The sequence below is a fragment of the Arthrobacter sp. StoSoilB20 genome, from assembly GCF_019977295.1.
GTDB classification, from domain to species: Bacteria; Actinomycetota; Actinomycetes; order Actinomycetales; family Micrococcaceae; genus Arthrobacter; species Arthrobacter nicotinovorans_A.
The window spans coordinates 4,275,470-4,297,720 of the sequence record NZ_AP024651.1 but is presented as its reverse complement, the minus strand read 5'-3'; the positions used below and the strand labels follow the sequence as shown (position 1 = coordinate 4,297,720).

21 protein-coding genes are annotated in these 22,251 nt (G+C 63.0%); 5 read left to right on the top strand and 16 right to left on the bottom strand.

Annotated features, from left to right (window positions below; genetic code table 11):
• Window positions 1–81: 81 nt before the first annotated feature.
• Window positions 82–1,008 carry an AEC family transporter gene (locus LDN85_RS19570; RefSeq protein WP_026543290.1) on the bottom strand — a complete coding sequence of 309 codons (927 nt, stop codon included), beginning with the start codon at window positions 1,006–1,008 and terminating at the stop codon, window positions 82–84.
• Between the two features lie 207 nt (window positions 1,009–1,215).
• Window positions 1,216–1,815 carry a TetR family transcriptional regulator gene (locus tag LDN85_RS19565; protein WP_223943894.1) on the bottom strand — a complete coding sequence of 200 codons (600 nt, stop codon included), beginning with the start codon at window positions 1,813–1,815 and terminating at the stop codon, window positions 1,216–1,218.
• Between the two features lie 209 nt (window positions 1,816–2,024).
• Here LDN85_RS19565 and LDN85_RS19560 point away from each other — a divergent pair, with 209 nt between their 5' ends.
• The 4 genes from LDN85_RS19560 to LDN85_RS19545 are packed head-to-tail and all read left to right on the top strand — an operon-like array spanning window position 2,025 to window position 6,118.
• Window positions 2,025–3,503, top strand: a complete 1,479-nt coding sequence (locus LDN85_RS19560; RefSeq protein WP_223943893.1) for an APC family permease — start codon at window positions 2,025–2,027, stop codon at window positions 3,501–3,503.
• Between the two features lie 52 nt (window positions 3,504–3,555).
• Complete coding sequence (locus LDN85_RS19555; protein WP_223943892.1) at window positions 3,556–4,410, top strand: MoaF C-terminal domain-containing protein; 855 nt, start codon at window positions 3,556–3,558, stop codon at window positions 4,408–4,410.
• A 31-nt stretch (window positions 4,411–4,441) separates the two neighbouring features.
• Entirely contained in the window at window positions 4,442–4,774 is a 333-nt protein-coding gene (locus tag LDN85_RS19550) for a cupin domain-containing protein (protein WP_026543294.1), read from the top strand.
• 12 nt (window positions 4,775–4,786) lie between these two features.
• The gene (locus LDN85_RS19545) at window positions 4,787–6,118 is read left to right on the top strand and encodes an NAD(P)/FAD-dependent oxidoreductase (RefSeq protein ID WP_223943891.1); all 1,332 of its coding nucleotides are present in this window, start codon (window positions 4,787–4,789) and stop codon (window positions 6,116–6,118) included.
• A gap of 80 nt (window positions 6,119–6,198) precedes the next feature.
• Here the strand turns inward: LDN85_RS19545 and panD are convergent, their stop codons facing one another.
• The 7 genes from panD to LDN85_RS19510 form a co-directional block, all read right to left on the bottom strand.
• Window positions 6,199–6,630, bottom strand: a complete 432-nt coding sequence (gene panD / locus LDN85_RS19540; RefSeq protein ID WP_026543295.1) for an aspartate 1-decarboxylase — start codon at window positions 6,628–6,630, stop codon at window positions 6,199–6,201.
• 60 nt (window positions 6,631–6,690) lie between these two features.
• On the bottom strand, window positions 6,691–7,035 hold the full coding sequence (locus LDN85_RS19535; protein WP_081733465.1) for a DUF6036 family nucleotidyltransferase: 345 nt from the start codon (window positions 7,033–7,035) through the stop codon (window positions 6,691–6,693).
• A gap of 2 nt (window positions 7,036–7,037) precedes the next feature.
• Window positions 7,038–7,610 carry a helix-turn-helix domain-containing protein gene (locus tag LDN85_RS19530; RefSeq protein ID WP_223943890.1) on the bottom strand — a complete coding sequence of 191 codons (573 nt, stop codon included), beginning with the start codon at window positions 7,608–7,610 and terminating at the stop codon, window positions 7,038–7,040.
• Between the two features lie 83 nt (window positions 7,611–7,693).
• On the bottom strand, window positions 7,694–9,190 hold the full coding sequence (locus tag LDN85_RS19525; protein WP_223943889.1) for a rhamnulokinase family protein: 1,497 nt from the start codon (window positions 9,188–9,190) through the stop codon (window positions 7,694–7,696).
• An 8-nt stretch (window positions 9,191–9,198) separates the two neighbouring features.
• Window positions 9,199–11,247: a bifunctional aldolase/short-chain dehydrogenase gene (locus LDN85_RS19520; protein WP_223943888.1), complete on the bottom strand. Its 2,049-nt coding sequence runs from the start codon at window positions 11,245–11,247 to the stop codon at window positions 9,199–9,201.
• A 2-nt stretch (window positions 11,248–11,249) separates the two neighbouring features.
• Window positions 11,250–12,416, bottom strand: a complete 1,167-nt coding sequence (gene rhaI / locus LDN85_RS19515) for an L-rhamnose isomerase (protein WP_026543299.1) — start codon at window positions 12,414–12,416, stop codon at window positions 11,250–11,252.
• Complete coding sequence (locus tag LDN85_RS19510) at window positions 12,413–12,820, bottom strand: L-rhamnose mutarotase (RefSeq protein WP_091552412.1); 408 nt, start codon at window positions 12,818–12,820, stop codon at window positions 12,413–12,415. Before LDN85_RS19510 ends, rhaI begins: the two co-directional genes overlap by 4 nt.
• A gap of 126 nt (window positions 12,821–12,946) precedes the next feature.
• Here LDN85_RS19510 and LDN85_RS19505 point away from each other — a divergent pair, with 126 nt between their 5' ends.
• Window positions 12,947–13,963 (top strand): LacI family DNA-binding transcriptional regulator, encoded by a 1,017-nt coding sequence (locus tag LDN85_RS19505; RefSeq protein ID WP_223943887.1) that lies wholly within the window; start codon window positions 12,947–12,949, stop codon window positions 13,961–13,963.
• Between the two features lie 39 nt (window positions 13,964–14,002).
• On the opposite strand, the gene LDN85_RS19500 is transcribed toward LDN85_RS19505, so the two are convergent.
• The 7 genes from LDN85_RS19500 to LDN85_RS19470 form a co-directional block, all read right to left on the bottom strand.
• Window positions 14,003–14,557, bottom strand: coding sequence for a hypothetical protein (locus LDN85_RS19500; protein ID WP_223943886.1), 555 nt, complete (start codon window positions 14,555–14,557; stop codon window positions 14,003–14,005).
• A gap of 91 nt (window positions 14,558–14,648) precedes the next feature.
• Window positions 14,649–15,545 (bottom strand): aldose 1-epimerase family protein, encoded by an 897-nt coding sequence (locus LDN85_RS19495; protein WP_223943885.1) that lies wholly within the window; start codon window positions 15,543–15,545, stop codon window positions 14,649–14,651.
• Window positions 15,542–17,077 (bottom strand): L-arabinose isomerase, encoded by a 1,536-nt coding sequence (araA, locus tag LDN85_RS19490; protein ID WP_091552408.1) that lies wholly within the window; start codon window positions 17,075–17,077, stop codon window positions 15,542–15,544. The genes LDN85_RS19495 and araA overlap by 4 nt, the downstream gene beginning before the upstream one ends.
• Before the next feature lie 49 nt (window positions 17,078–17,126).
• Window positions 17,127–17,834 (bottom strand): L-ribulose-5-phosphate 4-epimerase, encoded by a 708-nt coding sequence (locus tag LDN85_RS19485; protein WP_026543305.1) that lies wholly within the window; start codon window positions 17,832–17,834, stop codon window positions 17,127–17,129.
• Window positions 17,831–19,600: a ribulokinase gene (gene araB, locus LDN85_RS19480; protein ID WP_223943884.1), complete on the bottom strand. Its 1,770-nt coding sequence runs from the start codon at window positions 19,598–19,600 to the stop codon at window positions 17,831–17,833. The genes LDN85_RS19485 and araB overlap by 4 nt, the downstream gene beginning before the upstream one ends.
• Window positions 19,601–19,729: 129 nt before the next feature.
• A complete protein-coding gene (locus LDN85_RS19475; RefSeq protein WP_223945499.1) occupies window positions 19,730–20,716 on the bottom strand; it encodes a LacI family DNA-binding transcriptional regulator in 987 nt (328 codons plus the stop codon).
• A gap of 69 nt (window positions 20,717–20,785) precedes the next feature.
• Window positions 20,786–22,216, bottom strand: a complete 1,431-nt coding sequence (locus LDN85_RS19470; RefSeq protein WP_223943883.1) for an FGGY-family carbohydrate kinase — start codon at window positions 22,214–22,216, stop codon at window positions 20,786–20,788.
• Window positions 22,217–22,251 lie beyond the last annotated feature (35 nt).

Below are 22,251 nucleotides of genomic sequence, written 5' to 3'. Positions count from 1 at the left end.
CGTTGTACTTCCACGTTGCCGTGAACGTTACCCAGGTTTTGCCGGCATCCGGCGCATCGCCGACGCCCTCGTATTTGACGGCTAGGTGAGCAGCAGCGCCACAGCGATCATGGCGGGAACGGCCACGATGGTGGTGATCAGCACGGTGTCCTTGGCTACGGTGATTCCTGCTTGGTACCGGTTGGCCGCGACGAAGACGTTTTGGGCAGTGGGCAGCGCCGAAGTCACCACCACGGCGAAGAGGGCGTGTCCCTCCATCCCCAACGCAAAGCGGGCAAAAACGTACGCGATCAGTGGATGGACTATGAGTTTGAAGCCGCTGGCCAGCAGGGTGTCCAGTCTCCGCCCGGCTTCCTTCTGCAGGGGTTTGGAGCCGTTGAGGCTCATGCCGAAGGCCATCAGCATGGCGGGAATCGCGGCACCCCCAATTAAGTGGATGGGTTCCAGGATGAGTGTCGGCACCTGAAAGCCGGTCCCCGCTACCAGCAGGCCGAGCGCAGAGCCCACGATCATGGGGTTCCTGACGATCATCAGCAGGAAGCGCAGGGGAGTGGTGCGGTGCGAGCTGGTGCTGGCGTCCAGGGCCATCAGGTACATCGGCGTGAAGAATGCGAGCTGGAAGATCAGCAGGGGCGCCACATAGCTCGCGTCGCCCAGGACAAACACGGCGATGGGGATGCCGAGGTTGGCTGAGTTGGCCAGGGAAGCGCTCATGGAGGACATGAGGGCTTCGGGCATGGCCCGTTTCAGCCAGAACTTCACGATCAGGAAGAACAACAAGCCGGTGAGTACTGCGCCCACGGCGGTGACCAGGAGCGGCGCGGCGAAGACGTCATGCAGCTTGGCCTTGCTCAACGTTTCGAACAGGAGGGCAGGGCTGGCAACGAAGAATGTCAGCGAGCTCAGCACCGACCGCGCGTTCTCGCCCAGGATGTTGCGCCGTCCAACGAACATGCCCACCAGAATGATGGCCCACACTACGAAGAACCCGGACAGGACGCCAATCATGGCGTTGTGCGGGCGGAGGGCTGTTGGGTCACGAAAGACAGCTTAACCATAAACAGGATCTGAGTAAGCGTTTTCTCGCGAGGGTTCCGTCATGCGGACGGGAAGGTTCTTGTGCAGCAGGTGACCCTAAGCGGTGGTCCTGGGCGCCCGTATCTGTAGACAAACGTGCTCGACGTCGGCGCCTGGCTTGAGTGTCGACGTCGGCCGTTAGTTTGTGCCCGGCGTCCCGGTGGTTCCGTTTGCGGGCTCGAGTGCGGTTATCAGCCGGGCCACCTGATGAACGGCGGCCCTGATTCGGGCAGGGTCGCTCATGGTGACGAATTGAAGCATGAGGCCGTCGAGCGCCGCGAAGATGGCAAGCGCAGCTTCGTTGCCCGTATCCAGTCCGCGACGGGTCAGCGCCTCTTCAACCGTGCTGACGTAGCTTGCGTAGAGCCGCTCAACCAGCGTGCGGATCTGCGGGTTGCGTCTTGACTCGAGGACCATTTCGAACTGGAACAACTGAAGCTCGGGTTCGGCGGAAACGGTGGCGATGAGCGAATCGGCAAAGTTCCCGTCGGGTTCGGCGAGCCCCGAGAGGCCGGTTTCCTGGATTGATCGTTGCACCGACCACTCCATGGTGGCGGCCAGAAGCCCTTCCATGGACCCGAAGTGATGGGTGATCAAGGCGTGGTTGACGCCGGCGCGGGCGGCAACTGATCTGTAGCTCGCTCCGCGCAGGCCCTTTTCTGCCACAACGTCCAGCACGGCAGAAAGCAGCGCATCCCTGCCGTCCCCGTAGGGCAACTTGCGCGCTTCCTGGCTCATAAGGCGAGTCTAGCGGCGAAGAAATCGGAGGAGCGAACCCATTGACACTTCAAACTATACAAACGTATAGTTTGAAATGTGGTCCGGATCACCCCCTGCCACCCAGAGCAGCTTCAGCCTCGCCGCCCGGACGTTCGTCCTTCAGCCGCAAGGCTCCCTATCCCTCCGCACTGGCGACGGCGCCAGTGCATTCCGGAAAGAACAGCCTCATGAACGAATCCAGTCAGACCTCGGCACAGGCGGGCACCCAAAGCACAGGTTCCGCGGACGGTCCCTACGGCGAAAGTCCCGCGGCCGGGGTAGTCCGGCTCAGGGCCAACAAGCTTGGCGTTGTTGCCGTAGCCTTCTTCGCCATTGCCGCAGCCGCACCCATGGCGGCTGTTGTGGGAGCCAGCCCCGTCATCTTCTCGGCGAGCGGCCCCGGAACCCCTGTGATCTATGTGATCGCTGCCCTTTTGGTGGCCCTGTTCTCCGTGGGCTATTTGAGGATGAGCCAACACATCACCAACGCCGGCGGTTTCGTGGCCTACATCGCCAAAGGCTTGGGCAACAAATGGGCCACAGGAGGCGCGGGGATTGCCATCCTGACCTACCTCAGCCTGCAAATCGGCCTGTGGTCGCAGTTCGGAGTCTTCGCCCGGCAACTCGTGGAAAGCCTCACGGGAATAGGACTGCCGGTCTATTTCTGGATCGTCGCACTGTTGGCGTTGACCACCTTCCTGACCATGAAGGGCGTGGATGCCAGCCTCAAGGTGCTGGGAGTGCTCATCCTTGGTGAAACGCTGGTGGTTGCCGCCCTTGTTGGCTCCCTTGTTATCCAAAAGGGGCTGGGGATCTTCACGTTCGCAGGGTTCACGGGAGAGAACATTTTTGGGCCAGGCCTGGGCATCTCGTTGCTGTTCGCCTTCGCCTGCTTCACCAGCTTCGAAGCCACGGTGGTCTTCGCGGAAGAAGCCAAAGAACCGCGGCGTACCATCCCACGAGCCGCCTACCTTGTCATCGCATTCATCGGCGTCTTCTACATGGTTTCCACGTGGGCCATCAGCGGTGCCGTGGGCATCGAGGGGATCCAGGCGATAGCCACCGAAAACCCCTCCGGAATGATCTTCGATCTTGCAGAGTCCAGCGCGGGTGCCTGGCTAAGCATTGCCATGCAGGTGCTGGTTGTGACGAGCTTCATCGCGATGCTTCTGGGGCTGTCCAATATGTTTTCCCGGTACCTGTTCGCACTGGGCAGGGCGGGCGCACTCCCGGCCAAGCTGTCCTCAGTTTCCAAATCGGGGGCACCATCGCTTGCAGGGCTGGTCAACTCCCTGGTTGTCCTGGCCATCATCAGCGCTTTTCTGCTGGCCGGTGCTGACCCGATCGCCACCGTCTTTGCCTGGTTTGTGGCCTTGGGAACGGCAGGCTTTATTTCCATCCTGCTGCTGACGTCCGCCGCGATACTGGTGTATTTCGCCAGATCCGCAACCAGGGACAACGTGTGGGTCACGGTAATTGCTCCAGCTCTCTCATTCCTGGCGTTCATCGTTGTGGGCTACCTGACCCTGGACAACTATGACGTCCTCCTGGGTGGTGCAGGAGGGGTTGCCCGATGGCTCCTCCTGGGCATCCCGCTCATCTTTATGGCCGGCCTGATTCGGGGAATGCGCAGGCCCGCCATCAACTACGCTGCGGAAATTCTCTGAGCGCAACTCTCCGCGTAAACCAACTGCCTGAAACAAGCAAAGGACCCATCACATGACCACCACCGAAGTCCAGGATTACGTTCCCGAGGAAGAATGGCCGCCGGTTTCCACCATGCTGGACGGCTTCGGGGACCAGACACTGCCTGCTTCCCCCGCGCTGGCGAGCACAAAAATCGCCCTTGAGGCAGCTGATGGAACGACCATCGAGTACAGCTTCCTCACTGCGTCACAACTTACGTGGACCGAGGGCACTGCCAGCGGGACCGCTGATTACAAGGCCATTGAAGCCCGCCCGGGAATCTTCATCATCGACTTTGTCCGTGGGCAGGGCCACCTGGGCGGCGACGGCAGTGCCCAAGGCGGCGACGGCGGTGCCCAAGGCGGCGGCCAGGATACCAACGCCGAAAACGTCACCATTATTCTCGACCGATCCACAGATGCAGTGACCACTGCGGTATCCCGTTTTGTCACTGTTGACGGCAAAGTCCGCGGAACTACTGACTTCACGCATTCCAACGCCGGCGGACAGCCCACTGTGCACCAGCGGTCCTCGGAACTCGTGGGCAAGCGCATCTTCTACCGCTACAGCGACGTCGAGTCCTACGAGCACATCTACCTGAATCAAGGGACTTTCACCTGGCATTGCGTGCGGGGCGGGGAAGCGGGACTTGCTGACACTGACCGTTGCATGACCTGGGCCGTTACAGATGACCTGTACATCTTCTTCTGGACAGAACAGGTGATGACTGTTGAAGCCGTGCTCCTGATAGATCTGCGTGAGCAGCGTTCCATTGGGCGGATGTTCGGCTGGGACAATCCCTCCGCCCAACCGGTGAGCCTCCCCTTCAATTCCAGGCTCAGCGTCCTGAACAGCACGGCCTACCCGCAAGACACCCACAAACACTGAACACCCCGCAACTACTGACAGGAGCAACACTATGTCCCAGGTCTTCCATGCCCAGCTTGACCACGCAGCGTTCGAACCGTTTGCGTTGGGATCTGTCCAGTGGCTCAGGCGTGCAGGTGCGAACGGAAACGAAACGCTGAGCGGCGGGATCTGGAAAGTCTCTCCGGAAGAAGCCCCGGAACCCTTCGACCTGCCCATCGACCAGGACGAAACGATCTACATCGTCTCCGGCCACCTCCGCATCGAGGTCAAGGACGGGCACATCCTTGAGCTGATGGAAGGTTCCATGGCCTCCCTCTCCAAGGGGGCAATGACCCGCTGGACAGTCCTGGAGCCAACCATCGAATTCTTCGTTTACAGCTAAGGCAAGGACAGAGTGGAAACCTCCGACGTCATAGTTATAGGTGCCGGCTTTGCCGGGCTCACGGCTGCAAGGGAACTCTCACGCAGCGGCCACGCCACCATCGTGTTGGAAGCGAAGGACCGTATTGCCGGACGAACCCATCTGGCGGAACGCCTTGGCCGGAACCTGGAGCTCGGGGGAACCTGGGTTCACTGGACCCAGCCCTACGTTTGGGCGGAAATGGGGCGGTACGGGATCAAGGCCTTACCGGGACCGGAGTTCACCAAGGCCCTCTGGACCCTGGGCGGCCAGCGGCACGAAGGATCACCTGAGCGCTTGATGGAATTGCTGGACGGGCCAAACAGGTTGCTGTTGGCTGACTCACGACGCTATTTCCCCATGCCGTGGCAGCCCTTGGATAACCCCGATGTGGCGGACATCGACGGTATTACGCTGTCGGAAGCCATCGACCGCCTGGGTCTCCCTGAAGATCAGCGCCGGCTCTTGAGGTCCTTCTGGACGCTGAATTTCAACGGCAGGCTGGACGAGGCCGCCTACACCCAGGCGTTGCGCTGGTGCGCAGTTGCCAGTGGGGACTGGCAGCTCATGTTCGAAGCCTGTGCCAGCCTTAAGATCGACGGCGGCACCCGCCGCCTAGCCGAGGCGATCCTTGCAGACTCATCGGCCCAGCTGCGGCTGAAGCAGCGGGTGGTGTCCGTCGAGCAGGACGCCGGGGGAGTCCTGGTGGCAACTGAAGCTGGAGAACAGTACCGAGCCCGCCAGGTCATCCTCGCACTGCCGCTCAGCGTACTGAACGGCATCGACGTCCACCCACCGTTGTCGCCCGGAAAGAGGGAGGCGGCTGTAAGGGGACAAGCCGGCCGCGGCGCCAAACTGTGGATCAAGGTGGACGGCCGGCAGGAAAGGTTCGTGGCGTTCGGGCCCGAAACGGCAGCCCTGAACTTCGTCCAAGCCGAGTACATCGATCAGGACACCACTATCTTGGTCTGTTTTGGTCCCGAAGCCGGTGCTGTGGACGTCGACGACGTCGCTGGGGCACAAGCACACCTGGACGCCGTTATCCCGGGATTGACAGTGCTCGAAGTCGCCGGGCATGACTGGGTATCCGATGAATATGCACGATCCACTTGGCCCATGCATTACACGGGCTACCTCACCCGGCATCTGGCCGAGCTCCAGAGGCCCGAGGGGAGGATCCGTCTCGCCGGTTCGGATTTCGCCAATGGATGGGGGGGCTTCATCGACGGCGCCATCGAAAGCGGCTTCGATGCTGCCCGCCAGGTGGCATCCGCACTCACCAGTGACACGCGCCCACCCCTGCTGGCTCCTGCTCCCGTGGGCTAAAGCAGCCCGCAAAAAGTTCGACGTCGGCACTCACCTGAGTGCCGACGTCGAGCGCTGCTTGTGGAGCCTGTTGTGGAGCCTTAGCTGAGGTGCGCCGCGTTGCTGAGCGCGTGCGGCGGACGCATGAGCCCGGGGGTGTGGCCCTCGGCGGGGTCGTTGCCGAGCTGCAGGATCTTGTTGTCCTTGCCCACGTGGACCACCTTGGGCTCGTAGGCCCTGGCTTCCTCCGTGGTCATTTCCGCGTAGGTGATGAGGATGACGGTGTCCCCAACGTGGACCATGTGGGCGGCGGCACCGTTGATGCCGATGACGCCGGAACCGCGCTCGCCGGCGATGGTGTACGTTTCCAGGCGGGCGCCGTTGGTGACGTCAACAATGGAGACGAGTTCACCGGGGAGGATGTCGGCCGCGTCCAGGAGGTCCAGGTCTACGGTGACGGAACCGACGTAGTGGAGGTCGGCATGGGTGACCGTTGCGCGGTGGATCTTGGACTTGAACATTGTGCGGATCATAGTGCCACCAGTTTAGCGCGGCACCCTCATCCGGCGCTGTGACGTACCAGACGTTCGCGTTCAGGCTAACGCCCTCGCAAGGCCTTGGCGGCAGCCATCGGCTGAGGAGGTCCCTTCCGGGCCGGCGATCCACTGCGCTTCTTCAGGGAGGAAGGCCGCAGCATTGCTGTTCAGCCACTTCGGGGGCAAATCGAACTCCTGTTCCATGGCAGCGGCCACTTCATCCACAGCCTCCCGGGGGGAGTATCGCGCGTCAATATCACCGGTCGCGCGGTCCAAGATGCCATGGAGCAGGAGCGCGGCGCCACCCACTATTTGGATATTCAAGGTGATCCCGCGTGCTTCCAGTCGGGCTTCCACTTCGCGAAGCAGTTCAACTACGTCGTCACGCCGGAACTCGAACACCGTCAAATCGTGGCCAAATCTCTCTCACGGATCCAAACGTTCATGGCAGCGATCTCAGTAGGGGTCTCACGACGGATGAGATCCTTCATCCTGTCGCTGACCGGATGAAGTTTCTCGGCCAGGAAGACAGGTTGCGATGACGCCTTGGCGTTCACTGCCCACTTTGGGACGGGGGAGCTGGTTTTGGCTGAAACCCACCGAGTAACCGCGCCAAGCGCAGCCCGGTAGGCGTCGTCGTCGAAGGACGGGGCGGTCGGCATGAGTGCCCGGCCCGCGGCGAGCGAAGAGTTAGTGTATTCGCCCAGTAGTCGAATGGCGTAGTGGTAGTCACCCTCGGCGAGAGTGCGCGCGAAGTCTCCCATGAATTCACGGTCCTCCGAATCGTTAGGAGTTATTTCCAGGCCAAGGACCCGCATTGCCTCGAGGGCCAGCCCAAAAGATGCTCCGTCCTTGCCTGATTCCAGATCCACCACGAACTTTCGGGAAGCCCCAATGACGTCGGCCAAGGCTTGCTGAGTGTAGCCACGGTCTTTCCGGCGCTCGCGAATGGCTTGGCCGATAGCCTTGGTGCTCATGTCCATAAGGACAGTATGACACCGTTCGGTTACATTTTGCCTTGATTGCGATAGAAGGTTGGCTCTACCTGGTTGGCCACCCCTCACAGCCCAACGCGTGCACCGCTAAATTCGTAGCGTTCCAAGCTGGTGCCCGCCGCAACCAACTGGCGCAGCTCGGCCAGCCCACCGGCCACTACCCCTGCTGCGCGGGCCTGGACCAGGACATTGCCTTGCGCCGTTCCCTCAACGGGCCCGGCGATCACGGGCTTGCCGGTGGCGTCAGCCGTGAGCTGGCACAGGAGCCTGTTCTGCGAACCGCCCCCCACAATGTGCACCACTCCGGTGTTGCGGCCGGTGAGCCGTTCGGCATCAGCCAAGGTCCGGGCGTACCCGGCCGCGAGGCTGTCCATGATGCAACGCACGACGGCGGCGGGCCGGTCCGGGAGTACGGCGCCGGTGTTGCGCACGGCTGCCCGGATGCGATCAGGCATGTTGTCCGGAGCAGTGAAAGCAGGATCATCGGCATTGATCTGCGGACCACCGGCAGGAAGCGCTGCCGCCGAGTCGAGCAAGGCCGGGAGTGCTTGGGTATAACCCTCCGCGGCCCACGCACGCTGGCATTCGCTGAGCAACCACAAGCCACCCACATTGCGGAGATAGCGGATGGTGCCATCAACGCCGCGTTCGTTGGTGAAGTTGGCCTTGCGACTCGCTTCCGTGAGGACGGGCCGGTCCAGCTCCACACCCACCAAGGACCAGGTGCCGGAGGAGATGTATGCGAAGTCTTCAAGCCCTGCGGGGACAGCTGCCACTGCAGACGCCGTGTCATGCGACCCCACGGCAACCACTGTGGTGTCGGCGGACAAACCCGTTTGTTCCAGGATTCCCGGCAGGAGCCTGCCTACGGTTTCACCGGGCTGGATGAGCGGCGGGAAGATGTCCCGGGGCAGTCCGAGTGCGTCCATGAATTCAGTGGCCCACTCACCGGCAACGGCATCAAACAGGCCCGTAGTGGACGCGTTGGTGGCTTCAGTCCGCCGCTCGCCCGTCAGCAGGAAGGCGATAAGGTCCGGGATCAGGAGGGCTTGCACCCCGTCCAGCTTTGGTTCCGCTGCGAGTTGGTACAGGGTGTTGAACTGCAAGTACTGCAGACCTGTGACGGCGTACAGCTTCTCCGGGGAAATGAGCGCATGGACCCGTTCCACCGTGGCCCGGCTGCGCTCGTCCCGGTAGCTGTGCGGTTGCGCCGTGAGTTCACCGGCGTCGTTCACCAGACCGTAGTCAACGGCCCAGGTGTCGACGCCGATGCTGACGATGCTCTCGCCGTTCGTGGCCGCTGTGGCAGCGGCCGCCGCCAAGCCCTTGAGTACCTCGGCGAACAGGGCGTCGAAGTCCCAGCGGAGGCCGCCGTCGAGCTCCACCACTCCGTTGGGGAAGCGGTGGATCGTCTCGAGCGACACCCCGGACGCCGCCGAAACGCGGCCCAACATGACGCGGCCGGAGGATGCGCCAATGTCGATGGCGGCAAAGACTGTGTTCTGGGCAGACACCGCCCCGGCGTGTGCCGGGGCGGTGCTCGCGGTGGTTCCGTTGTTCACTGACAGTCCTAGCGGAGGAACGCTGCCGCGACGCCGGCGTCCACTGGGATGTGGAGGCCGGTGGTGTGGGACAGTTCGTTGCTGGTAAGCACGGACGCGGCGTTGGCCACGTGCTCCGGGAGGACCTCGCGCTTGAGGAGCGTGCGCTGGGCGTAGTACTTGCCCAGTTCCTGCTCGTCCACGCCGTAGACCGCCGCACGCTTGGCGCCCCAGCCGCCGGCGAAGATGCCGGAGCCGCGGACCACGCCGTCGGGGTTGATGCCGTTGACGCGGATGCCGTGGTCGCCCAGTTCGGCGGCGAGCAGGCGGACCTGGTGGGCTTGGTCAGCCTTGGTGGCCGAGTACGCGATGTTGTTGGGGCCGGCGAACACGGAGTTCTTGGAGGAGATGTAGATGATGTCTCCGCCCAGGCCCTGATCGATCATGACCTTGGCTGCGGCTTTGGACACCAGGAACGAACCCTTGGCCATGACGTTGTGCTGGAGGTCCCAGTCCTTCTCCGTGGTTTCCAGCAACGGCTTGGAGATGGACAGGCCGGCGTTGTTGACCACCAGGTCCAGGCCGCCGAACGCGAGCACGGCCTCCTGGATTGCGGCTGCGATCTGGGCCTCGTCGGTCACGTCAGCCTGGACGCCGATGGCGACGTCGGAACCGCCCAGTTCCTCGGCTACCTTTTGTGCGTTCTCAAGGTTGAGGTCAGCAATAACGACGCACGCGCCGTCGGACGCCAAACGGGTGGCGATCGCCTTGCCAATGCCCGACGCCGCACCGGTCACCAGTGCGATGCGTGTGGCGTGCGACTTGGGCTTGGGCATGCGGGCGAGCTTGGCTTCTTCCAACGCCCAGTACTCGATGCGGAATTTCTCCGATTCCTCGATGGGGGCGTAGGTGGAGATGGCCTCGGCGCCGCGCATCACGTTGATGGCGTTGATGTAGAATTCGCCGGCCACGCGTGCGGTCTGCTTGTCCTTGCCGAAGGAGAACATGCCAACGCCGGGGACCAGTACGATCGCCGGGTCAGCACCGCGGAGCGCCGGGCTGTTCTCGTCGGCGTGGCGGTCGTAGTAGGCCTGGTAGTCCTCGCGGTACGCGGCGTGCAGCTCCTTCAAGCGGTTGACGGAGTCTTCGATCGAGGCGTCAGCCGGCAGGTCCAGGACCAGCGGCTTGACCTTGGTGCGCAGGAAGTGGTCCGGGCAGGAGGTTCCCAGGGCGCCCAGGCGCGGGTGCTCCGCGGATTCAAGGAATTCAAGCACGACGCCGTCATCACTGAAGTGCCCCAGCTGCGGCTTGTCCGTGGAGGCCAGGCCGCGGATCACAGGTGCGAGGGCAGCTGCCTTGGCGCGGCGCTCAGCTTCGGGGAGGGCGCTGTAGCCGGGGAGTTTGGCGCCGAAGGGCTCGGCCTTGCCGTTGTCCTTGATGTAGTTCTCGGCCTGGTCGATGATCCAGAGCGAGTTGGCCTCGGCCTCTTCGCTGGTGTCACCCCAGGCGGTGATGCCATGGCCACCCAGGATGGTGCCGATGGCCTGCGGGTTGGCTTCCTTGATGGCAGCGATGTCCAGGCCCAACTGGAAACCGGGACGACGCCACGGAACCCAGACCACTTTGTCGCCGAACACCTTGGAGGTCAGGGCCTCGCCGTCCACCGCCGTCGCGATCGCGATGCCCGAGTCCGGGTGCAGGTGGTCAACGTGTGCAGCGTCAACCAGGCCGTGCATGGCGGTGTCGATCGACGGCGCAGCGCCGCCCTTGCCGTGGAGGCAGTAATCGAACGCGGCTACCATTTCGTCTTCACGCTCGACGCCGGGGTAAACGGACTTCAGTGCCTGCAGCCGGTCCAGCCGGAGTACTGCCAGGTTCCCGGCTTTCAGGGTGCCGAGGTCGCCGCCGGAGCCCTTGACCCAGAGCAGTTCGACGTCCTGGCCGGTGACGGGGTCCTTCTCGGTGCCTTTGGCGGAGGTGTTGCCGCCGGCGAAGTTGGTGTTCCGTTTGTCCGCGCCGAGGCGGTTGGAACGGGAGATCAGCTCTTCAACAGTGTTTGTCTTGTTCTGCGTTGTCATGCTTATGCGCCCCATCCCGCTTGCTGGCCGCCAGCGCGGTCCTCGTTGATCTTCTTCTGGTATCCGCTGGCCTTGTATGCGGCCATGGGATCGGCGGGGAGGCCGCGGGATTCGCGCCACTCGGCCAGGACCGGGCGGACATCTGTGTAGAAGGCATCGTTGAAGATGCCGTTGGCGGCCAGGACATCGCCGGCACGCTGGGCTTCGGACAGTGCTGCAGTGTCCACCAGGAGCGCACGGGCGGTCATTTCCTGGACGTTCAGGACCGAGCGGATCTGCCCGGGGATCTTCTCTTCCAGGTTGTGGCACTGGTCAAGCATCAGGGCCACACCTGAATCCTTGCCGAAACCGCCACCGCGGATGACCTCATGCATGATGCGGAACAGCTGGAACGGATCAGCGGCGCCAACAATGAGGTCATCGTCAGCATAGAAACGTGAGTTGAAGTCGAAGGAACCCAGCTTGCCGAGGCGCAGGAGCTGCATCACGATGAACTCGATGTTGGTGCCCGGAGCATGGTGGCCCGTGTCCAGGCAGACAAACGCCTTCTCACCCAGGGCCAGGGTTTGCGCGTAGGAAGTACCCCAGTCCGGAACATCGGTGTGATAGAAAGCGGGCTCGAAGAACTTGTACTCGAGGACCAGGCGCTGCTCATCGCCGAGGCCTGCGTAGATTTCCTGTAGTGACTCGGCAAGGCGGTCCTGGCGGCCACGGATATCGTCCTGGCCAGGGTAGTTGGTGCCGTCAGCCAGCCAGATCTTCAGGTCCTTGGAACCCGTGGCGTGCATGATCTCGATGCATTCCAGGTGGTGGTCGATGGCACGGCGGCGCACGGACTCGTTGGAGGAGGTCAGGGAGCCGAACTTGTACTCGTCATCCTGGAAGGTGTTGGAGTTGATGGTGCCCAGGCCAACCCCCAGTCCTGCGGCGTACTCGCGGAGGGCTGCGTAGTCATCCACCTTGTCCCACGGAATGTGCAGGGCCACGGTGGGTGCCAGCCCGGTGAGTTCGTGGACCTTGGCGGCGTCGGCGATTTTTTCCTGGACGGTGCGCGGAGTACCCGGAGTGCCGAAGACCTTGAACCGGGTCCCGGAATTTCCGTAGGCCCAGGACGGCACTTCAATGGCCAGTTCCCCTAGACGGCCCAGGGCCGATTCTGTGGTGTTCATGCTTGTTCCTTTTGGTATTCGTGTGCTGGGTCTTTGTCTATGTGTGCGGTGCCGGCGGCATCTGTGACGCTGCCCGCGGCGGCAAGCTGGTCTTCGAGGTTGAAAACTTCCTCGACGATTTCGAAGCCCTGGTCCGGAGGGACGTCGCTGTTGGCGAAGAGGGTGGCCATTTCGGCCTGCCAGCGGGCATTGACCTCTGTCACCGCCATGCGGGCTTGGGCGGCTTGGTAGTCATCGCACTCGAGATAACCGATCAATTGGCCGTCAGGAGCGAGGAACAGTGAGTAGTTGTTCCACCCCGCGTTTTTCAGTGCTGACAGCATCTCCGGCCATACGTTGGCATGGCGTTGCTTGTACTCGGCCATCAGTTCCGGTTGGACTGAGGAGCGGAAACAAACCCTCATGTGCGGTTCTCCAGGGTTACTCGTCTTTGAATCGTTTCATTTGTTACGATTCAAATTACCCTCGGAAACGCGGGGGTGTCAAGGCGTTTCCAGCACATTGACGTCAGCCAACGGAGATCGGAAAGCATGTCCCAGACAGCCAGCATCAAAGACGTTGCAACCCACGCCCAAGTAGCAGTGGGCACTGTTTCCAATGTGCTGAATTATCCGGACAGGGTTTCCCAGAGGACAAAGGAACGCGTCCTCAAATCCATTGCAGAACTCGGGTTTGTCCGCAATGACGCCGCCCGCCAGCTCCGCGCCGGCCAGAGCCGGACCATCGGGCTGATCGTGCTGGACGTCGGAAACCCCTTCTTCTCCTCGGTAGCCCGTGCCGCAGAGGACGCTGCCACCGCACTCGGAAGCGTGGTGCTGGTGGGTGACAGCGGACAGGACGCCTCCCGCGAAGCGCACTACATGGACCTCTTCCAGGAGCAACGCGTCCAAGGGTTGCTCCTTTCCCCCGTAGGCGATGTGGCGGAGCGGATCGATACTCTGCGCGAACGGGGCGTGCCCACCGTTCTGGTGGACGAACTTGCAGACACCGACCGCTGCAGCTCAGTCTCCGTGGATGACCAGGAAGGCGGTTATCTCGCGGCCAAGCACCTGCTGGACCTGGGCCGCCGTCGTCTGGCCTTTGTTGGTACGCCGTCGATCCGCCAGGTCGCGAGCCGACTCAAGGGCGCGCAGCGTGCTGTGGCCGAGGTATCCGGGGCCAGTGTTGAGGTTCTGGATTCTGCGGGCCAGACCGTTCTGGCCGGCAGGCAAGTGGGCAACAGCCTGGTGGAACGCGCCCCGGAGCTCCGGCCTGAAGCCGTGTTCTGCTCCAACGACCTCCTGGCGCTCGGCGTCATGCAGTCGCTGACCATGTTGCGGACGGTTCGGATCCCGGAGGACATTGCGCTCATTGGCTATGACGACATCGATTTCGCCATCTCGGCAGTGGTCCCGCTCTCGTCCATCCGCCAGCCCACCGAGGCCCTGGGCCGCACAGCGATCGAGCTGCTCGCGGAAGAACAGGAGAGCGGCGGCACCAAGCACCGGGCCGTGGTGTTCACGCCCGAACTGGTGGTCCGCCAAAGCACTGCCGGCGCACCCAACTAAGTAAGTTGGGGGTGCAGGCGGTGCTCCCTGGGCGCAGGCCTAGCCTCGCTTGACTGTTACGTCCAGCGGAAGCGGTGCCGGGACATCGATCGGCCACCGCCCGTTGGTGGCGATCCGGGACAGGTTCCGTTCACCATCAGGGTGGTCGATATCCACGGGAATGAGCACCGTGTTCCGATCACCGATCTGGGTTGCCTTGGCGCTCAGGTGGGCAGCTTCCGTTGCCGCAACCAGATCGAAATGGGGTTCCCATTCGGCAGTGGTAACCACCAGGCGTAGTTCCTCGGTGGGCATATATCCCTCTCCGATCGACCAAATGAGGCGGACAACGTAGTCGATGAGAAGGTCGCCGCGTTCGACGCTGTAGCCGGGCTCGATCTCAAACTCCACTGCGTAGCCGGTGTTGCCTTTGACGTTTGGCTTTTCCCCTCCGGAAAAGCCGGTGACGGTGATTCCAGGCACCGCTTCCAAGGCTTCCCGGGCTTCTGCGCGAGTCTGTCCTGCTTCAGAGTCATGTGGCACAGTGCTGCACGAACTCAGCGCCAACATGCCCACAACTGCCACGCCAATGAGTTTCCTGAATCCGGTCTGCACGCCATTCCCCATAACTTCAACTTCTCATAGATCGAGGTGAAGAACTCTCCTCATGAATGGAGTGGAGTCGTGGCAGCTTTCATGACGGTGGCTACAGGGCGTAGATGCTCCAGGACGCGGTGTGCTCCGCGCCCGGTTCCAGCCGGATCAAGTCCGTCCCGCTGTTGAAGGCGTCCGGTGGGCACGTCATGGGTTCCACAGCCAGGCCCAGGCGGTTGGGCAGGGGTGCCGGCTTGTCAGCGGTATGGATCTGCAGCCAAGGGCAGCTTTGGTCCCAGGACATTCCGACGCCGGTGCCCGCCGGGTCCCGCAGCGACAGCTGCGCCAGCCCGCCGTCGAACGTTATTCCGGTGAAGGCGTGGTCGATCTCGGTGCTGCCGATGGTGCGCGCTGAACGGAAGTCGAAGGGATGGCCCTCAACCCCCGCCAAGCCCACGGGCAAGAGCCGATCCGGGGTGACTTCCAGGAACGAGTCCGCGCCAAATTCCAGGACCCACTCATCCAGCGGCGAGGAGCCGGCCACCAGGTACGGGTGCGGGCACACGCCGTAAGGAGCAGCGACGTCGGCAGCGTTGCGGGCCGTAACGGAGGTGTGAAGTCCGGATTCGTCCAGGGTGAACCGAGCCTCAAGCTCCAGGACGAAAGGGTAACCTGCCGTCGGACCCACCGTGCACGTCAAGGTGAGCGAGCCGGCGTCGGACTCCTTCAGCGTCCAGTCGAGCGGGAAAGCGAGCCCGTGCAGGGCAGTTGCGCGCTCGTGTTCATTGAGGGGCACGTGGTGCTCGACGTCGTCGAAGGTGTACGTGCCGTCTGCGATCCTGTTGGGCCACGGCGCGGCAATGATGCCACGGTAGTCCGGGATCGGGCCACCTTCGGTGAAGGGGACAATGAGGTCACGGTCCTCGAACCGGAAGACGCGCAGCGCGGCCGCGCGGGCGGTCACGATTGCTGTGTAACCGCCCGCACTCAGCGTAAATTCAGTGCTCACAGGCCGCCGGCCAGTTTGTAGTACGCGGCGTTCCAGTTGAGTTCCTTCTTGAACTGTTTGATGGTGGTGCCTTCGTCGATGGTGAGGAGTTCGGTCTTGGCGATTTCGGCGAAGTCCTCGAACACCTCAAGGCCCACCTGCGTGGACAATACCGTATGGTGGGCGGCGCCCGCAGTGAGCCACGCGGCCGCCGAAGTGGCGAAGTCGGGCTTCGGTTCCCACAGTGCGCGGGCAACCGGCAGGTTGGGAAGCGGCTGGTCGAGATCGACGACGTCCACCACATTGGCGACCAGGCGGAACCGGTCACGCATGTCCGAGAGCGCAACAACAATGCCCGGGCCCGCGTCGGTGTCGAACACCATGCGGACGGGGTCTTCCTTGCCGCCAATGCCCAGCGGGTGGATCTCTACGCGGGGCTTCGAGGCGGTCAGGGACGGGCAAACCTCCAGCATGTGCGCACCCAGGATCTTCTCGCTGCCCGGTTCCAGGTGGTAGGTGTAATCCTCCATCAGCGACGCACCGCCGGGCAGGTCACCGCCCATGACCTTGGCAGCGCGGACCAGGATGGCGGTCTTCCAGTCGCCCTCGGCACCGAAGCCGTAACCGTCAGCCATGAGGCGCTGGACGGCCATGCCCGGAAGCTGCCGCAGCTCGCCCAAATCCTCGAAAGAGGTGGTGAACGCTGCAGAACCATTGGCTTCCAGGAAGCTGCGAAGTCCCAGCTCGATCCTGGCGCTGTACCGCAGCGACTCATGGCGGTCACCGCCTGCCTTCAGCTCTTCAGCCACCTCATAAAGGTGCTCGTACTCGGCAACCAAAGCGTCGACGTCGGACTCTTCCGCGCCGTGCACAGCGTCGGCGAGTTCATTGACGGACCAGGTGTTCACTGAGACGCCGAAACGAAGCTCGGCTTCGGTCTTGTCGCCTTCGGTGACGGCGACATTGCGCATGTTGTCGCCGAAGCGGGTCAGCTTCAGCGTGCGGACGGCGGCCCAGCCGGCCGAGGCGCGCTGCCACGCACCAACCTGGCGGGCAACCTCAGGATTGGAAACATGTCCGACGACGGTCTTCCGCGGCACGCCGAGTCGCGACTGGATGTAGCCGAATTCGCGGTCGCCGTGGGCTGCCTGGTTGAGGTTCATGAAGTCGAAATCGATGTCAGCCCATGGCAGGTCCCTGTTGGCCTGGGTGTGAAGGTGCAGCAACGGCTTGCGCAGTGCATCCAAGCCCTGGATCCACATTTTTGCGGGGCTGAAGGTGTGCATCCAGGCCGTCACGCCAATCACGGAGTCATCCGAATTGGCTTCCAGTGCTGTGCGGCGGATTGCGTCGGAATCGGTCAGGACCGGCTTCCACACAAGCTTCACCGGAACGTCGCTGCTGGCATTAAGGGCGTTGGCAATCTCCTGTGACTGCGCAGCGACCTGCTTGAGGACATCCTCGCCGTACAGGTGCTGGCTGCCGGTAAGGAACCAGACCTCGTACTGCCCCAGGGAGGTGGAGTTGGCGGATGTGCTGTTGGCGCTGGGCATTGTGGTGGCTCCTGGTTTTCTGGGTTTCAAGTGGCTTGCGGCGTCCGCGTCAGCGGCCGTAAACGTTCTGGTATCGGTCGAAGAGTGACTCGATCTTGGCTTGGTCGATGGGCAGGGGATCGCCGAGTTGGCGGGAGATGTGGACTGTCCTTGCCACTTCCTCGCACATCACCGCTGCTTTGACGGCGCTGCGGGCGTCCTTGCCTATGGTGAAAGGCCCGTGGTTCTGCATCAGGACCGCCGGGGAGTTGGAGTTTTTCAGGGTCTCCACGATGCCTTGGCCGATGGAGTCGTCCCCGATCAGTGCGAACGGGCCAACGGGGATGGGTCCGCCGAACTCGTCGCCCATCATGGTCAGGACGCAGGGGATTTCCTCGCCGCGGGCAGCCCAGGCGGTGGCATAGGTGGAGTGGGTGTGGACCACGCCGCCTACCTCGGGCATGTGCCGGTAGACATACGCATGCGCGGCTGTGTCCGAGGACGGGGAGAGGTCCGGGTTGCCCCAGTCCACAGTCCCGGCACTTCCGGTGTTGATGCCCCGCACAGGTGTGCCATAAAGATCAGTGACCACCATGAGCTCGGGCGTGAGGTCGTCATAGGAAACGCCCGAAGGCTTGATGACCATGAGGTCGTGCCCGGGGATGCGGCCGGAGACGTTGCCGGCTGTCCAGACCACCAGTTCGTAGCGGGTGAGTTCTGCATGCAGCTCGCAGACTTCCTTGCGGACTTTGGCAATGCTTTCCAGCAGGGCGCTCATGCGGAAGCTCCTTCGAGGGTGCTGGGCTGGGTGGGCTGGGCGGCTTTCTGCTGTGCTGCGTTTTGCTCTGCTGTGTTTTGCTGTCCGCCTTGGATCGCGGCGCGTTGGATGGCCTTCAAGCGGTGCATGACGTTGTTGGTGCCTCGTCCGAAGTAGTCGTGCAGGGTTTTGTATTCCTGGAAGAGGACCTCGTAGGCGGCCACGTTTTCGGGGATGGGGGTGTAGACAGCGCCGGGAGCAGCTGCCATGGACGCCGCTGCTTCACGGATGTCCTTGTACTTACCGGCGGCAACAGCGGCGTGGATGGCCGAGCCCAGCGCAGGACCCTGTTCGGACCCGATGGTGGAGAGCTGCAGGCCGGTGATGTCGGCGTAGACCTGCATCAGGAACTTGTTCTTCAATAGCCCGCCGGCCACGATGAATTCCTTGACCGGAACACCTGAGTCACGGAAGGCGTCAACAATGGTCCGGGTCCCGAAGGCCGTTGCTTCCAGCAACGCCCGGTAGGTGTCTTCAGGCTTGGTGGCCAAGGTCTGGCCCACCACCACGCCGGAAAGTTCGTGGTCAACCAGCACTGAGCGGTTGCCCGAGTGCCAGTCCAGCGCAATGAGTCCGTGCTCGCCGATTGCCTGCTTCTGCGCGAGTTCGGTCAGGTACTCATGGATGCCCAGTCCCTTTTCCGTGGCGGCCTGGTGGTACTCCGGCGGGACACCATGCTTGGTGAACCAGCCAAAAATATCGCCAACGCCGGACTGCCCGGCTTCGTAACCCCAGAGGCCGTCCACGATGCCGCCGTCCACTACCCCGCACATGCCGGGGACTTCGCGGAGCACGTCCCCGTTCATGACGTGGCAGGTGGAGGTGCCCATGATGGCTACGAGCTGCCCGGGTTCAACAGCGTTCGCAGCCGGTGCGCTGACGTGGGCGTCCACGTTGCCCACGGCCACGGCAATTCCTGCCGGAAGCCCCGTCCATGCTGCGGCTTCTTCGGTGAGGTAGCCCGCGGCATCGCCCAATCGGCCGATGGTGTGTTCCAGCTTTTCCGACACGAAGCCCCTGAACTCCGGGTTAAGCGCCGCCAGGAAGTCCTCGGAGGGGTACTTTCCGTCTTGGTAGATGCCCTTGTAGCCCGCGGTGCAGGCGTTGCGGACGTAGCTGCCGCAGAGTTGCCAAACGATCCAGTCGGCGGCTTCAACCCAGTGGTCCATGGCGCCGTAGACTTCGGGATCTTCCTCGAGGAGTTGCAGGCCCTTGGCGAACTCCCACTCCGAGGAGATCAGGCCGCCGTAACGGGGAAGCCAGGACTCGCCCCGTTCCTCAGCCAGCTTGTTGATCCGGTCAGCTTGAGGTTGGGCTGCGTGGTGGCGCCACAGCTTCACGAAAGCGTGGGGCCGGTCCGCGAAGCGTTCCAGTTCGTTCAGCGGCGTGCCGTCTGCCGTCGTCGGAACCATGGTGCAGGCGGTGAAGTCGGTGGCAATGCCAACCACGTTTTCGGGGTTGATTCCGGCATCGGCGACGGCGGCAGGTACAGCATTGCGCAGAACGTCACGGTAGTCGTCAGGGACCTGGAGCGCCCAATCTGCGGGAAGCCGCTGGCCGCTGCCCGGCAGGTTCTCCGACACGACGGCGTGCGGGTACTCGAACACGCCGCTGCCAAGTTCTGCTCCGTCCGATACACGAACCACAACCGCGCGTCCGGACAAGGTGCCATAGTCCACGCCAATGACGAATTGCTCATCCAGCGGGAGGTTTTCAGAAGTATTCATGGGGTCTCCATCCGGCTGGCCAGGGCCTCATTGCCGGGGGTTGGGGTGGAAAAGTGAAGAAGGTCTGATGCAATTGTTAGCGCTCACAACTTTGATGTCAAGAGCGGGAGCGGTGGAACGGGATGCTACCTACTTGGTTGGGGCGAGGGCCGTGGTGGAGCGGACCACCAGGCGCGGTACGACGGCGGCCGCGGAAACGCTGCTGCCATTCTCCAAGCGGTCCAGCAGCAAACGGATGCAGCGCTGGCCGAGCTCTTCGAAGTCCTGCGCCACGGTTGTCAGTGGAGGGATGAAGTAGGCGGACTCTGGCTGGTCATCGAAGCCCACAACGCTGATGTCGCCGGGAACCTGCACGCCTGTCTCATGGAATGCACGCAGCACGCCGAGGGCCATCTGGTCATTGGCCACGAACAGCGCAGTCACGGAACGGTCGGCGGCGACCTTCAAGCCTTCGCGGTAACCGCACTCAGCACTCCAATCGCCCTCGATCAAGGTTCCCGGTTCAAGGCCGGCCTCCGTCAAGGCCTCCTGCCATCCTTCGATGCGGGCTGCAGCATCAATCCAATCGGCGGGGCCGGAGAGGTGGCCGATCCGCTCATGGCCAAGGCTCAAGAGGTGCTCGACGGCCAGCTTGGCGCCCTGCCGCTGGTCAACTGTGGCTCCCGTGAGGTGCTCATCGCCAACAGATCCAACAGCAACCAACGGCACATGGGCAGTGATGTCCTTGAGAACTTCAAATGTCCCCGGGTGCGGAACGGTTACTACGATGCCGTCAACGCCTTGGTCCATGAAATGCGCCATGGCGTCCTTGATGGTCTCCGGCGTCACTTCCCGCAGGCCCGCGACACTGACGAAATAGCCCGCATCCCGGGCCGCAAGCTGGACACCGAGGAGCGTGTGCGAGGGTCCATATTGGGCCATCTCACTGCCCAGAACCCCGATGGTCAGGGAGCGCCGCGTCACCAGGCTGCGTGCCGCCGTGTTCCTGCGGTACCCAAGTTCGGTAATGGCTTGTTCCACGCGCTCGCGGGTCTTGGAACTGACGTTGGGATGGTTGTTCAGCACCCGGGAAACGGTCTGGTGGGAAACTCCCGCTACGCGGGCAACGTCCTCCATGACCGGGGGGCGGGCTGATGCAGATTGATCTGGGCTCACCCTGTCACGATAGAGCACCTGCAGCCGTGATCAGCTCATGGCTGCCTTGGCGGCGTACTGGCGGTACCTCGTCAGGAACGGGGCAGTTCCGTCGGCATCCCGGGGTTTGACGTCCACGCCATCCAAGGGCCACGCGGGCAATTGACCCGTCAGGACGCCGGCTGCCTGGCGGGCAGCTCCGTCAGCAACGTACTCACCAGGTCGGGGCACGAATATCGGCAGGCCAAAGGCCAGGGAGGCAATCTGCTGGACGGCCTCCGACTGCGCTCCTCCACCCACCAGGATGATGCGCTGGGCAGAGACGCCTTGTGCCTGCAGTGCGGCCAACCCGTCCGCCAAGGAACACAGGACGCCTTCTACCGCTGCCCGCGCCAAGTTGGCCGGGGTGTAGTTGGAGACCGTGATGCCGTGGAGGGAACCGGTGGCATCGGGCAGGTTGGGCGTTCGTTCGCCCTCGAAATACGGGACCAGGGTCAGGCCTTCGGCACCTTCCGGAGCGGAAAGGGCCAAGGTGCCGAGCTCGGGCAGGGTGACGCCCAGTAGTCCGGCTGTGGCATCGAAAATTCGGGTCGCGTTGAGGGTGCAGGCAAGGGGAAGGAAGTTGCCCGTGGCATCGGCAAAACCTGCCACCAATCCACTGGCATCCTGTGCGGGGACGTCCGAGACTGCAAACACAGTGCCTGACGTCCCGATGGAAATGACCACATCCCCGACTGCGGCACTCACGCCCAGGCCGGCCGCGGCGTTGTCACCGGCTCCGGGCCCGATCAAAGCACCGCCCGGTGTCTTGCCCGCGGCATCCAAGGGGCCGACAACGACCGGAAGGACGGGAACATGACCGAGCGTGCTCTTGAGCACCTCCGGAAGGTAACCGCCACCGGCAGCTGAGAAATAGCCCGTGCCGGAGGCGTCCGACCTGTCGGTGCGCAGTAGCTCCAGCGATGCCGGGCCGCTGCCCGGACCGTGTCCGGCGATACGCCAGGACAGCCAGTCGTGAGGCAGGCAGACTGCGGCAGTTCGTCGGGCATTCTCCGGTTCGTTCCGGGCCAGCCAGCGTAGCTTGGTGGCAGTCAAGGATGCCACCGGTACGGTTCCGGTGGTGGACGACCAGAACGAGGCTCCGGCAGCGGCATCGCCTTCGCCGGCTTCAAGAATCAGTTCTTCGGCGTCACATGCAGAGCGGGTGTCGTTCCACAGAAGGGCGGGACGGACCACGTTCCCGGACTCGTCGAGGCACACCATGCCGTGCTGCTGACCGCCAACCGATACGGCGTCGACGTCGTCCAGGCCGCCTGCCTCCCTGATGGCTTCCTGGAGGGCCGTCCACCAGTGGTCAGGGTGGACTTCCGTACCCTCTGGATGGGGTGCCCTGCCCTGACGGACCAAGGCACCGGTGACGGAGTCACGGATGACCACTTTGCACGACTGGGTGGAGCTGTCGATCCCGGCTACGAGAGGCATGCGTTGTTCCTTTGGCGAACCGGCGCCGGGCCCTG